Genomic DNA, 15,967 nt, shown 5'->3' with positions numbered 1-15,967 from the left:
TGGTAAGCTCGTCACTTCCATGATACCAAACAAGTAGGGTGCTTTTGTCAATATGAGCAAATCTACTAAGTTATTCTTACGTACTCAAGGGTTTAAGCTATTTTTTCAGGTGCGAAAGTTGAGTTATATATTACAACAAGAAAATCTTTTTTGGTTTTTTGTAGGTAGGGTAATTAAATAAAAGCTGAATTTCAAAATCACGACTTCTTATAAATAACACACAGACCTTCACATATAGAGTTAATAACGGAAAAACGGTATCTATTTTGTTTACATATGCGTTTGGTTAATCCTAGAGGAATGTCCGAGGCATCGATTAAACTTGCTGACGATGCTTTTCCACCGGAACAGATCCCAGCAGTGGTTTCAGATGCCGTGCTCGTCCGCTTCGCTCCCTGCGCGAGATTGAACCCCTGACCTCAACGCTGTCAGCAATGCGCTCTACCCCTGTAGTTGGCTCATAGCCCCAAAAATTATGGAGCAAACGAGTTTAATTTCGCAAACAGCATGGAGGTAGAGATTATGGAGGTCTTTTTCATTAGAAGGAATGTGCAATTCCATGTCGAAATAAAGGCCAAGAGCAGGTTAAACTACCAATTGGAGGAACAAGAATGGGTATCAGGTATCGTAGGAGGCTCCCTAATAAATGAATAAAGCCAAAAAAATTTCAGCCATCTTAATTTTGCTTTTAATTGCAGGTGTTACTTCAATAACGCTTTACAGAAATTTAAATGAAAAGGAGCCAACAAGTTTTTCATTGGCCGATATAAACGGTATTCAACATAATATAACTTTTGAAGATAAACCTACTATTCTTCTTTTCTTTACATCATGGTGCCCTTACTGCAATGAAGACGCCCCTAGAGTTGTGTCTTTGTATGAAAAGTATAAAGATGAAATCAATCTTTATGGAGTGAACATCATTAATCGTGATGATTTAGAAGAAGTAATCGATTATGTCAATAAGTATGAAATTAAGTACCCCGTGTTGCTGGATGAGGAAAGCAGCTTGCATAAACAATACAAGTCGCCTGGTTTCCCCACGTTAATTTTTCTCAATAAAAACGGCAAGGAAATAAATAGAATCGTTGGCGCATCAAGTATTGATATAATCGAAGCGCAATTTATCAACGCCATAAAAACATATTGAATTGCATGGTTTAACAAGTTGGTGATTACACGGACTGTACGTCCGCTATTTTGCCGATTTTCGCGGTTTTGGGATTTTCGCGGACACAGAGTTCGTTATTGCCCCGAAAAACCATCCAAACTGAACCGTTTTCGCCACATAACGGACCTACGGTCCGGATAAAATGAAAAGCAGCCATTTTTCGCTAAATAGCGGATCGTCGGTCCGGCTAGCCGGGAGATAGCCTCGCCGAACAAACCACTGCTGAGTTTTGATCGTTTCTTTGTTCCAGTATGCCGCCGCGGTCCGCCATAAACATGACAGGAGACAAAAAACGCCGGGTTATGAAACCCGGCCGTTTCTTGTCTCCTGATATTTTAAGGCCATAGTGTAACGTCGGTCAAAGGCCGCAGTGTGGATAAGCTATCCCAGAGATAGACTCTCATATAGTGGCCTGTCAGATCCTCCGGCATGGTAAGCCCCACATTGAAGGTTACGGTGCTGTTTTCCGCTACCGCCTTTTCATTTGTCCCGTATTTGACAAGGCCTTCAGCGGAGTATAACGCGGCAATCAAGGTTACCCTCATTTTTCTTTCCGTAGAATTAATCAGGGTTACAGAGGTATTCACCGTCCCCTGAACCAGTGAGTCTATAGCTGCGCCGCCGGCATTTGTGAATTCGGGTTCGTATATCTGGAACACCCTGCCTACAAATATTTCAAGCTTGTTGCTGGTGACCTGAACGCCGTCCAACATAACCTTGACACTTATAGAAGTAATTCCATCTGTCTCCCCGGTTACAATCCCGTTCTGCAAGGAAGCAATCTCCGGATTATCAACCACATACTCAAGCTCGGCGCCGTCGAAGACCAGGTCCAATTGTCTTCCAAGCCTGTCAACACCCATTACCGTAAGTCTGGCCGTGTCACCAACGCCAAGTTGAAGCTTATCTGCGCTGATCATGACCGATTCAATATCATCAAAGCTGTAATCATCGAGATAAACCAATTTTACAGCATCAGCCGTTACTGTTCCGTCAGCATTGTCGCTGATCTGCACATACCCGCCGGTTCCCTGCTGGAGCTTCTGGATGCCCAGATGCTTCCATCCTTGTGACAAGGGGGTCTGATCCACGATATATGTTTTGGATTGTCCGCCGGAGTGTACGGTATAAGGCGCATTTCTGGCTCTGCCGGCCCCGCCCCTGGTGGTCCAGGCATATATGGCATAGTAGCCGGTTTCAGGAATGTCCGTTGCCCAGGTTAAGGTTCCTTGCCCGCTTCCTGCCGGAATCCGTGAAATAATACCGTCATAAGTTGTCAGGTCAGTGGTGGAAACGGTCCAGTTCCCCACCTTAACCCCTTCCGGCTCACGGAGCAAAACGGACTTCCGGGTTGTGACCTGAATATCGTCGCTTTTCTCGGAATAATTTCCTGCGGCATTGATGACTTTGATGTAAAACGTATAGGCCGTATCCGGTGTCAGGCCCGTAATGGTATATTCATTGCTGAAAAATGCAGAGGCGATTTTCTCATCGGTAGCCGCATCGAAAATATCGGCATTTAACGGAACACCGTTTTCCATGGAGCCGGATGAAAGCCTTACAAAGGTATCCAGCACCTCAACAACAGCAACCTGCGGCTTTGCCGGCGCTTCAGTTGTCTCACCGGCTGTGCTTCCCGGGGATTCAAAGGCTCCCATATCCCCTCTGCCTAAGTACAGGAGGTTGCCCCAGAAGTCCTCGCCGCCGTTGTCGCTGATGGCCGCTCCCGCCCCGATCAACGGAGAACCGGGCTGCAGCTTGAAGCCGTCAACCGTATGCCTGCCGTCACCGCTGCCGCCAGGGTTTACAAACATCGGGTCCCCTATGATGCTGGCCTTTGCCTGGGCCGGAGCCGGCTGGCCGTAGAACGCGTTATAATAGAACTGGGCGCTGGCGGGGTATTGGGCAACATATGCTCCGGACGGATTGCTGGTATAGTAGAAGATATTGTTTACAAAGGTGATTCTGGGGTTTTCCTTCATCGAAAATCCCGTACCCTGATCATTATAGAAAACATTATTGTAAAAAATGCCGGTGTCGGTGGTGTTGATCACATTGCTGCTGTGGCCGTCCCGCCTGTCGTTGACGCTGATATTGTAACGGAGGATGTTTTTGCCGTTGACCAATCTGCCCATATCCATGTAGAATCCGCCCTCATTATGATGGGAGTAATTGTACTGGAAGATATGGTCGCGTGTTGCCAGGATATCGGTGTCAAATGCAGCAGAATCTGAATGGGCCTTTTCCCGCGCATAGACATGCCCTACCTCGTTGTATTGCATTAAAGCCGTGTCGGTTCTCCAAAACCACATACCGGCAATCCATCTGGAGCCGTTTCCGTACCGGCCTGCATTGTAGCTGACGTTATACTCAACAACAGGCCCCTGAGTGACGCCCACAATAATCCCGTCGGCGCCGGTGTTGTTGATGGTGTTCCCTCTGATGACAACATTCTTGTTATAGCCTGACGGATTCTGCATATGGCCGTCTATGGAGACACCCGGACCTGCAACGTTATAAATATGATTGTCTTCAAGCAATACATCTTCATAAACAGCATCCGGCGTACCTTGCGTCCATTTCCAGGCATTTAACAATATTCCCGCATTGGCGTTTTTATTGACATTTGTATCCCCTTGCACAGTTGTTACTGTGGTCTCGCCGGTGATGGACATGCCATTAATATCATGGATGGTCATGTCCTTTATGGTAATGCCTTTTTTGGCGCCCTGATGCTCGGTTGAAATCCAGATACCGGACCTTCTCCAATATTCCGTCAAAAAATCATCCGGATTGCTGATCTTATAGTTGGTGATCTCAAGGCCCTGGATGGTAAAATACTGCTGATTTTTAACACGTATTGCGGCATATGCGCCATTGGCGTTAATAATCGGCTTGGGCCCCTGTCCATAGCTGCCGATGACGATGGGATGCCCTTCCGAACCGGAGCTTGCCAAAATCAAAGCGCCTTCGCTTTTATTGCCGGTAAACGTATGCGTAAACACCGAACCGCTTTTCAGCAGAATTTGATCTCCGGGTTGAAAAGTGGTTTTATCATTCACCTTGGCAAGCGTTTTCCAGGCTGTACTCTCACTCTTCCCATCACGGCTGTCATTTCCGTTGGCAGAATCGATATAATACGTTGTGCCGACTTCAGCGGCAGCACTTGCAGGAAACGCAGAGACAGACATGGAAACCGCCAATGCAACTATAAGCATCAAAGAAATGAGCTTCTGGACAATTGGTTTTGCTTTCATTGTATACCCTCCTCACAAGTGGCACTAATTGGGAAATACCTCTACATCGGATAAGGGCAGCATCCCCTCCAGACTATCCCATACAAATACTTTTATCCGGCTGTTTGCTATATTTGCCGGAAGATCGAACCCGGCTCTCATAACGGCTGTTTCACCGGCCGTCATATTTTTTTCCACTGTACCGATACGCTGCAAAGTGTTGTTTGCATTATACAAAGCAACAATCATGGAAGCCTGTGCCGGTTCATTCAAATCATTGGTCACCGTTATGTTTGCCATAATGAACCCGGAACCTGTCAATTCCGTGACTGCAGCGCCGGAGAAATCGGTAAACTGCACCTGCCCGATGGTAAAGCCATTGCCTGTTTCCTCTTCCTCATCTGTCAAGCTAAAGGAAGTCTCCTTCGGGACGGATATCCCTTCCCCGCCGATGAGGACCGAATATACACCGCTGCCCGCTCCGCTTCCATCGGGTTGATAATGGAAGGTAAAATAACCGTTTCCATCGCTGCGCACCTGTTCAAAGGTGGAAACATTCCCGGAAGGATCTCTGACCAGCATGGCTACAAATTTGTTTTGCACATGTAACGTACGCCCGGTAATAGTCACCGCTTGGGTTCCAGAGTCCACATTTGCCGTCGCTTCAATTTCATCCGCAGGATCGGGCGCCGCTTCAAAGGCAACCTTCCCCCACAGCCCCCTGGATTTCTTCGTCTGCTCTCCATTGGTCGTCCAGCCCCAATGTCCTCTTCCGCCAAAGCCGCCATCACTTAAAACCACATTCATAATGGCTTTCGTTCCCCCGTTCTGCCATGGTTTTATGAAACCCAGTGTTTCAAGGGGAATAGCTGCTTCCATGGTGTAGCCCTTGCCATCCGCATCCGGCTTAATATGCATCAGCATGGCCGGGTAAGAATTTACGCCGCCTACATTCAGATAAGACTGGTATCCGTTTATTGTTCCGCCGCTTAAGACAATCTGTCTGTCACTGGGCGCCATGCCCCCTGGCGGATACACAGAAGATTCCAGATCCTCGTCCCCAATAAAGATTTCAAGAGCGTCGCCATTCCAAATGCCTGACCCGGTATGGGCATTGACCATAGGCGTCGGATCTTTGATTTTTGCGCCGATATAAAGCATTTCATAGTCATATTTCATAAAAACGTCGGCAGTCCGCACTCCTGTACCGTCTGTTGTACCTTCCAGCTTGATAAGCTCCGCTCCTGCCCACTCGCCGCTTTGCGCATCCACAATCCCATCCAGGGAGACACCCGCTGTGGTTGCTTTTATCGATACGTCCGTATTCACCGGAAAACGGTAATTGAACTCCACGATATCACTATCGTACATAAATGGCGGATTAGCCGCTTTCGCGGTGATTTTCTGGGCCGTGTCCACATGGATAGGCCCGGTATACTCTGTCCAGGAAGGAGCTGCATCGATTTTATAATAGATGGTCGCCCCCGCGGTTGACGTTGACAATTGTACATCCGTCGGCGCTTCCAGCAATCCGGCAGGCGGATTGGCGGTTACTGCGGAGACCTTTTCAAGCTGGGCCTTTTGCAGCCTGATGTAGTCGAGCCCTAAATTATACCCGGAGCTTTCGTCATTTTGCCCTGCAATCTCAAACCTGAAGATTTTGACGCCTGCCGCTTCTATGGCTACCATTCCAAGGTCTTCTTCCGTATAGGCTGCGGAACTGGCGTATTGATCGACTTGCGGCCCCTGCGCGGCGCCGTCAATATAGAGCTGATAGATGCCTCTGTCCGAATCCGTTTTGTTGTTCACCTTGACGGAATATACGCCGGATTCCCCCACATCTGCTGAATATTCGATATAGTCCCCCACGCCGGTCATATTAACAATGTTTACACTGCCTTTGCTGGCCAGAGGATCGGGACTATTGAACTGATAAACATTCTGCGATACTGTCTTTGGAAGATTCTCATTTTCATACTTGTCTCCCCGCGGTGTCAATACCAACTGGGGCTTTCCTTCAGCAGCTTCGGCGGAATGAAAGATGACCTGGTTATTTGCCGCTTCCCCGTTGACAGAAGTCTCCCTTATCCATAAGACGAAAGACACTTCCTGATCGTTGATCCTGTCTTTTACATAGTTTGTTACGTCTACTTCATACCACTGCCCTCCGGTCCACTGGGTACCCGGGGTTGGATTCTGGATTTCCAAATTTGCTATAAAAGTGCTGGCATTCTTGGCGGAAGGCGCTGCCGTACCCGCGCCGCTCCATGTAACGGTATTCGCCGACCAGGTGTTGACCACACCGCCGATTTCTACAATCCTTCTATCCGTAGCGCCAATGGTTGCAGCATGCAGCCTCAGAGTTGCCTTCTCGATATTTTTGTCAAAATCGGCAAAATTAAATTTGATGTATGACCTGCGAATGTTGGTGCCTGTCATGTGATGTCTGACTTCCAGCTTATTCTCCTGATAAAAAGGATTCGGAGTTGTATTATTGGAGCCGGCTACGTATGTATCTTCTTTTGGAGTATACACAGCCGGTGCATCCGGTTCAGCCGGACCTCCCGGGTTACCTTCAGACGTCTCTATGACAAGCTCCGGCTTGGCGCCGGCATTTTCCCTGGAATTAAAGTTGACATGGTTCGTATCCGCCGAATTCTTAATCAGCACTACAAACGACACGATTTTGTCATGAAGCTGGCTTTGCACATACTCCGTTACATCCACTTCATACCAAAACCCGACGCCTCCATGCTCGTGATCCCTGTATACGGACCCTGGCGTGGGATTGGTTATGGCGATATCTCCCACATGGGTAAAAGCCGGGTTAGCGTCCAGCGATGTAGAATTTGTGGGTGCGTTATTCCACTTAATCCCGGATTCAAGCCAGCTTTTGTCGGCAGTACCGTAAATGCTTACAGTCCGGGTGGCATCCTGGCCTATTGTGGCGGCATACAGTCTGAGTGTTGCCGCATCAATATCCTCGCTTACTTCATTGTAATCAAATTTAAAATATGCCAGGCGGTTCCCTTCCGCAAACCCCTGATTTCTGACTTCCAGCACTGGATTGGACCCATAATTCACTCCGGCATATTGTTCACTGCCCCTTATGTAGGCATCGGCTGCCGGATTCAAAGTCGTTCTGCCGTCTATCGATGCTGCAAACGCCGCCTCTTCCTGTACCAGAAAGCCAAATGATGCAAAAAGGATTGCGATGATACAAAGGATTGAAATGATTCTGTTTCGTTTTTTAGTCATAATGTACCTTTCCTTTCCTGCAGATTGGTATTCAGCCGTTATCTTACATACCTTTCGTCCATCTTCTGGTAAACCTTGTCGTTGATAACCACCTGCGCATCTGCAATCCTCTTTGCAAGGCTGTTTTTATATTCCTTTTCAGAAAGCTCCAGCTTGATAAAATCTTTTGCCTCATCCAGCGGAATGGTTGCTCCCTGGGTTCTTTCCATACACTTGATTAAATAAAAAGCGCCGTTGTAGTCAATGATTTCACTGATTTGCCCTGCCTCCAGCCTCTGGGCCGCATCAAGCAAATCCCGCCACATCATGGCGTCGGCTTTGGCAGTCTGCGGTTCAAAGCTCTGCTCCTCCAGCTTAATTTCAGGCAAAAGATTTTGACTTTCAAAAGCCTCCCCGTTGTTGATCCGGGTTTGGATCGCCTTGATGACCAACTCTGCCTTATCCTTCGCTTCCGCCTGATCCGGATATTTTACAGATATTTTTTGGATCTTTACGGAATCGCCCTGCTTAAATTGATTGATATTTTCCCGGTAGAAGCTTTCAAACGCAGTTTCAGTAAAAACCATTTCATCTTGCAGCTGCCTTTTCAACTCAGCCCTCATATTGTCAAAGACAATATCGAAGTAGCCCGTTTCGTCATACTGCTTAGGACCATAAATGACCTGATTCTTTTTTAGCGCATCGTGCCGTCTGGCATTTTCGGCTGTCAGCTCCTTCAGAAAGCTCTCATAGGAGATGTCCTGAACAAGTCCCTTTTCCTTTGCCAAAATCTGCTGAACCTTCACATGCACAATGTCCTCCAGGGCTTCCGCCTTTATTTTATGGAGGGGCACTTCTCCGCCATAATCGCCTGTCCAGAATTCCGGATGATCGTCTACACCGTGAGCCTGTTTAAAATAGGCATAAACCTCCGCCCTTTTCCGCAGCAACGCCTGAGCATACTCCCTCACCGTTACCGGCTCGCCGTCGATGTGCGCAACGATATCGGCGTCATTTAAACCCGCATAGCTGTGTATGACCAGTGAAACAGATGAGAGCAGGACCATAATAGATGCCAGAACCAGTATTTTTTTCTTCAAATCAAGCTTTTTCCCAGTTCTCAAGCGAATCCGCTCCTATCCAACAAGATCCAGAAGCTTTCTCATCACCACTGCCGACCAGGCGCGGGACGGATGGTTTCCCGGTTGAATCCCTTCCTCTATAAGACCAAGCCTGAGCGCCGATGTTACAGCCCCAACAGCCCATAAACTGACGTCATCGGTTATAAGAAGCCTTTCTTGGCCACCGGCCTCCGGCGCTTTCCCGCCGGCGCGGTAATAAGCCCTCATGGCCAGGACTGCCATTTCCTCTTCCGTGATGCGGTCATTGGGTCTGAACTTGCCAGCATCGCCTTCAAAAAGACCGGCTTCCGCAACGGTTCCCACAATATCCGCATACCATGCATCCGGCTCTACATCGCTGAATGTATGGTTGTATGGAAGCGCATCCAATCCAAGTGCCCTGACCAGAATAGCGGCAATTTCCGCCCTTGTTATGGTTCTGTCAGGCTCAAATTTATGGCTGTCTACGCCAAAAAGGATATGCTTTGAAGCCAGGATTTCAATATCCTCCCGAGCATGATGATCTTTAATATCTTCAAATGAACGGATATATTCCATGACAGCATAAAGACTGAAATGCCCTGTGCCAAAGACTACTTTCTTCGTTTCCCTATCAGCCTTTCCACCTGCGTAGTCCCATGCTCCGCTTTCAGGGTTATACCTGTAAACCCCGAGCTTATCCTCATGAACCGGCGCGCCTGTGTAAGATAATTCTACGGATATTTTCCCCTTAAAGCTCTCCAGCTTCTTTCTCGTACTGCCTTCAATGGCCTCCACATTCAAGTCGAATATCTTGCCCTTCAGAATGAGGCTGTTATCTGCAGCAGCAGATGAACGGAGTATACCGGCATATTCTGCCGTTTCAGCTTCATCCAGCTCCGCCGCAGAAATCTCAATAGAACTGCCGGCTGCCATTTCGTTCATTTCCGGGTCTGTTAAAGCCCCGGGCGGTACTGTAAAGGCAACCTCCCGGTTCTCTATGGAGAGGTATATATCATTTGCAGCCAATTGATTTAACGACTCCGCCAAAAGCCCTACGCTGACATTCCGGTTCTCGTTGTCATGAAAGGCAACCGTCAATTCTTTTCTGCCAATACCTATACCGGCTGCATGATCAAACCCGGATTTTTTCAGGCTTTTGGACAGCTCGTCTACAGCTTCGTTGAGCAGGGTTATTTTTTCTAAAACAACGGCTTTGCTCAAACGGGCTGCCAAAGTATGATCCCGTGTTGTCCTGTCCATGGCGTCCTGATCCACACTGCCGGCTTTCCTGAGCACGATCTGAGCCAGAGCGGCCAAATCATCCCGAAGCTGGGACTTTTCACTGTCATTCAGCCCCGCAGCATTTTTTATCGCTTCCAGTGCCCGGTCAAGCGCCTCTTTGGCTGTAATATTGGATTTCTCTATATCTGCCGCGATAGTTTTGACTTTTTGCTGCATATCACCGACTCCCGCAGGCTTCGGTGCAGGCCCCTCCGATGCAGGCTCCTCCGGCGCAGGCGTTGGCGTTGGTGTTGGAGTGGGCGACGGCGATGGGGAACTGCCATTATCAGACGGTTGATATACAAAGGTCCCTGTTAACAGCCTATCCGACTCAACATCATAGATATGAACCGTATATGTCCCTTCCACCGCGTTGCCGATCCTGTAGGAAAACAGGTAGCTTCCTCCCTGGCCGCTTCTGATCTGGTCAATATAGTCTATGGACTGGTTGGGATTGGTCACAACGACTGTTAACCATTTCCCTTCATTGGAAGCGATATAGCCATGTATTCGGACTTCATTGGTATCGGAATTGACTTCAGCCAACAATGACGGAGCAGCCTGATTTCCCTGGTGATTGGTCTCAGCCGATACACTGCTTATACCTGTCATGCTGGTACTCGTCCATATAAATGCGGCGGCAATGATAATAACGACTATCTTGGCTATGGATTTCTTCACTGATATGCCTCCCTACCGAAAAATACGGTTATTTCCAACGAAGCAGGCTTTCTTGAAATTCCAATGCAAATTTCATAAAAGTGGAACATAGCCCTCTCCTTTCCGGATTGTCCTCTAATTAAATCAATAAACAGAGGGGTTGAGCTATACAGTAATATGACTCTAATCTTGATTTTGTTTGTAATGTGACCCTGAAGTAACAAAAACCGTAGGTATGTCATAAAGCTGTATTGTTGCGCGCGGCCCCATTAGGTTTAATGAAAGGGGGGAATTCAATTGAATCTATTAGGGACGGTGGTACAATGTCACTTTCAGATATGACCGGGCAGCAGGATTCCGGAATCAGTCCTCTTGTCGCCCAGGCGGTAGAGTTTACCAATACCTATAAGAGGCATCGGCATGACCCTGCGGCCATCCGGGAAGCCATGTGTCTGAAGCAGCAATACCCGGCGCTTATGGGTGAAATCCGGATGGAAGACTGGTTTGCCGGCCGCAGACCGGGGGAGCGGATTGTTTATGCAGGCTCCATCTGGTGGGCCGCTTTTCCGGGGCATCTCCATAAACCGCTGATGGAAGGCAAACAAGGCGGCTATGTTTTCGACTTCGCTGCTGTTCGCCGGTTTGCGGGCAATCCGCAGGAGAAGAAGCTGCTGGAGGAGTTAACGGAATTCTGGAGGCAGGAAGCGACTATTCTGAAGATGATCCGCTCTTGGGACGACGAGCTTGCCCACGAGTTGAGCCAGCCGGGTCAAATTTCCGGGTACAGCAACGGCTTTTCACTGGCTTTGGATTTGGATCGTCTGGTGCAGAAGGGGATTCCGGGGTTGAAGGAGGATATCCTCTCCAGAAAGCTTGCCGCGGAAGATACAGACAGCGAAACCGGCTTTTTCACCGGATTGCTGATTGCAGTCGAGGTGCTGGAGGAGGTTTGCCGCCATTACGAAGCCCAAGCCCGGGATTTGGCCCGGAAGGCCGTTAATCCGGATGAGCGCTGCAGGCTGGAGGAAATCGCCCGGTCGCTGGCCGGGATCATCGCCCATTCTCCGGAATCCTTCCGGGAAGCCGTTCAGCTGGTTTGGCTATACGTGCTGGTGTCGGGAGGCAAACATCTGGAAGCATGGGGCCTGGATGTAGCTCTTGGAGACTTGTATGCCCATGATATGGATCGGGGCGCCATCACCGAGGAAGAAGGCGTCGGAATGCTGGCCTCTCTTTGGCGGCTGTTTCATGAAAACGGTGAAGCTGCCACCTGCCGCATCGGAATCGGCGGCAAGGGAAGGCGCAACGGGGAGCATGCGGACCGCGTGGCGCTCATTGCCATGGAGGCCACCAAGCGCCATAAGCAGGTGACTCCCCAATTGATGCTGCGTTTTCACAAGGGGCAAAACCCGCTGCTGCTCAAAACCGCGTACGACACCATTCATGAAAGCTGCACGTATCCCCTGCTCTACAACGATGATGCCATTATTCCCGGCATTGCCCGCATTTTCGGAGTTTCCGAAAACACCGCAGAGCGTTATCACCCCCTCGGCTGCGGAGAATATATGCTGGCGGGGTTAAGCCCCAGTATGCTAGACACCAATTGGAACATTCCCAAAGCTTTGGAAGCAGCCCTGCATGATGGCTTAGATGCAGAGGGAAACCGGATTGGGCCCTGCACCGGGAGCATCAGTTCCCTGGATACCTTCGGCAAGCTGTACGAGGCATTCACAAAGCAGGTCCGGTTTGCCGCGGATTTATCCGCCAGAGCCTACCAAAAAATACGTGAGGTGTACCCGAGGGAGTGCGCCTTTCTTTACGCCAGCCTGCTGACCGATGACTGCTTGGAGCGGGGGCGCTCTGCCTTTGATGGAGGAATGCGGTATATCGGAGGCTGCGCAATGGGCCACGGCTTTACCAATGCCGCCGATTCCCTGACAGCAATCCGGCAGTTGGTTTACCGGGAACGGCGCATGACGCTGGCTCAGTTGGTATCTGCCTTGGATGCGGATTTCGAAAATCAGGAACCGCTGAGAAAATTGTTGCTGAATGCCCCGAAATACGGGAATAACCATCCGGAAGCCGACGAGACGCTGGCGATGCTGTACAAGGACATCAACCGGGCCGCACGGGAAGCGGGATTGACCGTTGGCCTGGATTTCCATACGGTGAGCAGCGTCAACCCGGGAGGTTATGGAATGGGCTTCGGCAGCGGCGCAACTGCCGACGGCCGAAAAAAAGGCCAGCCGTACGCCATCGGCAATTCCCCCACCTCCGGTTTTGACCGGAACGGCCTTACGGCCCTTCTGCAATCCGCAGCCAAGGTGGACCCGGCCAACGGAGGAGCCGTGACAAACTTTAAGCTGTCCAGGGAGTTTTTTACCGGGGAGCGCGCCAAGCTGGAGGCTTTATTCTCTGCCTTTTTTGCCAAAGGAGGCTTGCAGGCCAACATCACGGTGGTCAATAAACAGGACCTGGAGGCCGCTCTGGAGAGACCCGACCAATACCCGCACGTGCTGGTGCGGGTAGGCGGATGGACCGCCCGGTTCATTGATCTGGAACGAGGCATCCAGGAGGACATAATCCGAAGGACCATGTACTGATGACGGCACAGACGCAAGGTACCGTCTTTGCGCTGGAACGGTGCTCGCTTCACGACGGACCGGGCTTGCGGACCACCGTGTTCCTGAAGGGCTGCCCTCTGCATTGTCTGTGGTGCCATAATCCGGAATCCCAATCCTATCGGCCGGAGCTTTATGATTTGTATGAGAAATGTGTGCTCTGCGGCATCTGTACAACCGTTTGCAGCAAAGGCTGTCACCGGATAGAGGATAACGGCCGTCACATCCAACGGAGCCGTTGTGACGCCTGCGGGGATTGCGCCCGGGCTTGTCCACAGTCAGCGCTGGAAATCAAAGGCTACAGCGCCAAGGCGGAAGCGGTAATGGCTATTGTGGAGGAGGACCGGGCTTTCTATGACGCGTCCGGCGGGGGAATGACGGTTTCCGGAGGAGAGCCGATGGCCCAGTTTGAATTTACGAAGGCGCTGCTCTCTCTGGCAAAGGCAGCCGGCATTCATACATGCATCGAAACCAGCGGGTTTGCTCCCGTTCACAGATGGCGGCGAATCAAGGAGAATACCGATCTTATTCTGTTTGATTTCAAAGAAAGCGATCCGGGCAATCACCTGCTCTACACCGGAGTCCGTCTGAATATCATCCTGAACAGCTTGTTCGAGCTGGAACGGCTGGGGGCTCCGGTCATCCTGCGCTGTCCGCTGATTCCGGGAATGAACGACAGGACGGATCACCTGCATGCAATCGCCGCGCTGGCAGGCAAGCTCCGGAATATCACGGAAATCAACATCATGCCCTACCATCCCATGGGCAAATCCAAGAGTCATCGAATCGGCAAATCGTATCCGCTGGAGGAAACCGGCTATGCCGAGCAGGCGCAGTGGGAGGAATGGGTCCGGCAGATCCAGGAGAGAACCGACGTCCCGGTAAAAAAGGGGTAATGGGGTGGGCTTGCGGGCAAGGGATTTTATTGTGGAGGCTGGGGGGATGCACACTTCGCTCCCTGCGCGCGGGCAAGCCCTTCGTCAGGGGCTCCGTCCCGGCCTGCGGCTCCAAAGGCAAAGAAGCCAGCNTCAAAAATGGTAGAGACGCTAACGAATCTATGTATCGCTATTTGACTATATGCGAGCATGTTTGAAATCTAACGAATCATAGTATCGCTATTTGTCCGAATTTGCGCCGAAATGCGTTCAAACAGACGAATAACGCGATATAGATTCGTTAGATTTTTTATCATACCCGTTTTTGCGAAATAGCGTGATAGAGATTCGTTAGCCAGATTCGGCTGCCGAATATGTATTCACGTTGGGGTACTTTTCGGACAGCCCCTTCTGCTACTTATTTGGTGCGACTTCGTCCTTTATCCAGTTAACCCTTAATAACCTGCTTCCTGTAACGGTAAACATCGCCGCCTAATTTGCTGACATAATAAAGATATTCGTATCCTCTCTTTACCATTTCATCGCTTAATAACTTCTTTCTGTCATCTTCACCCATACAATCAAGAACCCATCCACCGTTTTTGGCAACTCTTTCAAGTTCGGTGAGTTCAGTTTCATAATTGTCACCGACAACATGAGCTGACATTACAATATCAAAAGTGCTATCCTCATATGGAAGGCAATCAACGAATCCGTCAAGCACAGTCATATTTTTTATGCCTTCACGCTTAATTTTTTCACGCATAAACTCACGCAGTTTATCAACCGGCTCGCTGGCATACACATGCTTTGCCTTTTCGGCAGCAGCGAACGCAAGCCGTCCCGTACCGCTTCCTACGTCCAGAACGATCTTCCCATCAAAGTCGGCAAGTTCAAAGAGTCTTTGTTTATCCCATTCGTAAATATAAGGGCAATTAGTATTCATAACATTCGGATACATGTAAACAACAGCCCAGTCATGCCGGTCGAGAACAAAACACTCGGCAGCTTTGATTTCTTCAGCGGTACAATTAGAAGGTGCTGATGAAACCAGTTTGTCAACCGTTTCAGCCACTTCGGGAGCTTTCGCCTTGCAGTACCATTTTATTGCCGGATTGTTAGCAAGCGCTATGCCAAGGTGCCTTTGGTATTCTTCGTGGTTGCCAAAACTTTGTGTGCAAATTCTCCTCACAAGGTATCTATCCATGAGCAAAATACAGTTGAAGGAAAAATCGTTTGGGTTAATCCAATTAAATGACATATGTTCCTCCATTTTATTGTAGGAGGGTTAAAGTATAGTCGCCCTCCTATATTGTTTTGGGATGGCCAGAACTGTGTATTTCATTATAATGACACCCTCTCGTTTTTAATTTATTATAACGCCGAAGCGGCATAACCTTTCTGCCATCTTGCCACCAGTAAGCTGACATCCATAATGATGTACAGAAATACCAATAATCACATAAACGAATACCAATAAGCCCCCCCCCCGCCTATCACCATAGTAGGGCCTCGTGTATAGTGAGCATCCTTTGATTTTATTTTAGAACAAATTTTGGCATAGACGATATAGAAATTATCATTTTACAAAAACACTCCGCTTAGCTTCAAGTGCAATGCAGCGGCCAGCAGCCCACAATAGTGTTGAATTAGTAAATAATCATGACCACCCGTCAAACGGGTGGTTTGCTCTGCGGCTATAAGCCTTTGTCACCGGCTAGTACAACGTCTCGTAAATTCGTTCCCCATTAAACCACTCTGTTGCGTTATGGTCTTTTTCGGG

Annotated in this window: 8 protein-coding genes; 3 read left to right on the top strand and 5 right to left on the bottom strand. The window is 49.2% G+C overall.

Going from position 1 to position 15,967, the window contains the following annotated elements:
• Positions 1-646 precede the first annotated feature (646 nt).
• On the top strand, positions 647-1,150 hold the full coding sequence (locus tag DQG13_RS29655; RefSeq protein ID WP_113023810.1) for a TlpA family protein disulfide reductase: 504 nt from the start codon (positions 647-649) through the stop codon (positions 1,148-1,150).
• 356 nt (positions 1,151-1,506) lie between these two features.
• Here the strand turns inward: DQG13_RS29655 and DQG13_RS29650 are convergent, their stop codons facing one another.
• From DQG13_RS29650 to DQG13_RS29635, 4 genes are read right to left on the bottom strand one after another with little or no spacing between them, the layout of a single operon-like run.
• Complete coding sequence (locus tag DQG13_RS29650) at positions 1,507-4,428, bottom strand: golvesin C-terminal-like domain-containing protein (protein ID WP_113023809.1); 2,922 nt, start codon at positions 4,426-4,428, stop codon at positions 1,507-1,509.
• Between the two features lie 24 nt (positions 4,429-4,452).
• A complete protein-coding gene (locus DQG13_RS29645; protein WP_146767236.1) occupies positions 4,453-7,665 on the bottom strand; it encodes a CBM96 family carbohydrate-binding protein in 3,213 nt (1,070 codons plus the stop codon).
• Between the two features lie 38 nt (positions 7,666-7,703).
• Positions 7,704-8,768 (bottom strand): peptidylprolyl isomerase, encoded by a 1,065-nt coding sequence (locus DQG13_RS29640; protein ID WP_113023807.1) that lies wholly within the window; start codon positions 8,766-8,768, stop codon positions 7,704-7,706.
• 12 nt (positions 8,769-8,780) lie between these two features.
• Entirely contained in the window at positions 8,781-10,709 is a 1,929-nt protein-coding gene (locus tag DQG13_RS29635; protein ID WP_113023806.1) for an S-layer homology domain-containing protein, read from the bottom strand.
• Positions 10,710-11,011: 302 nt separating this feature from the next.
• On the opposite strand from DQG13_RS29635, the gene DQG13_RS29630 reads away from it, so the two are divergent.
• Both DQG13_RS29630 and DQG13_RS29625 read left to right on the top strand, forming a co-directional pair.
• Positions 11,012-13,291, top strand: coding sequence for a pyruvate formate lyase family protein (locus DQG13_RS29630; protein ID WP_181593090.1), 2,280 nt, complete (start codon positions 11,012-11,014; stop codon positions 13,289-13,291).
• Positions 13,291-14,205, top strand: coding sequence for a glycyl-radical enzyme activating protein (locus DQG13_RS29625; RefSeq protein WP_113023804.1), 915 nt, complete (start codon positions 13,291-13,293; stop codon positions 14,203-14,205). Before DQG13_RS29630 ends, DQG13_RS29625 begins: the two co-directional genes overlap by 1 nt.
• Positions 14,206-14,632: 427 nt before the next feature.
• Here the strand turns inward: DQG13_RS29625 and DQG13_RS29620 are convergent, their stop codons facing one another.
• On the bottom strand, positions 14,633-15,445 hold the full coding sequence (locus tag DQG13_RS29620) for a class I SAM-dependent methyltransferase (RefSeq protein ID WP_113023811.1): 813 nt from the start codon (positions 15,443-15,445) through the stop codon (positions 14,633-14,635).
• Positions 15,446-15,967 lie beyond the last annotated feature (522 nt).

The sequence above is a fragment of the Paenibacillus sp. YN15 genome (assembly GCF_003285005.1).
Classification (GTDB): domain Bacteria; phylum Bacillota; class Bacilli; order Paenibacillales; family NBRC-103111; genus Paenibacillus_AR.
The sequence above is the reverse complement of the archived record's forward strand: the minus strand, read 5'-3'. Positions and strand labels throughout refer to the sequence as shown.

Bases quoted from the DNA above. Each gene is read 5' to 3' on its own strand.
- DQG13_RS29655 (WP_113023810.1), top strand. From the start codon at position 647: ATGAATAAAGCCAAAAAAATTTCAGCCATCTTAATTTTGCTTTTAATT.
- DQG13_RS29650 (WP_113023809.1), bottom strand. From the start codon at position 4,428: ATGAAAGCAAAACCAATTGTCCAGAAGCTCATTTCTTTGATGCTTATA.
- DQG13_RS29645 (WP_146767236.1), bottom strand. From the start codon at position 7,665: ATGACTAAAAAACGAAACAGAATCATTTCAATCCTTTGTATCATCGCA.
- DQG13_RS29630 (WP_181593090.1), top strand. From the start codon at position 11,012: ATGTCACTTTCAGATATGACCGGGCAGCAGGATTCCGGAATCAGTCCT.
- DQG13_RS29625 (WP_113023804.1), top strand. From the start codon at position 13,291: ATGACGGCACAGACGCAAGGTACCGTCTTTGCGCTGGAACGGTGCTCG.
- DQG13_RS29620 (WP_113023811.1), bottom strand. From the start codon at position 15,445: ATGTCATTTAATTGGATTAACCCAAACGATTTTTCCTTCAACTGTATT.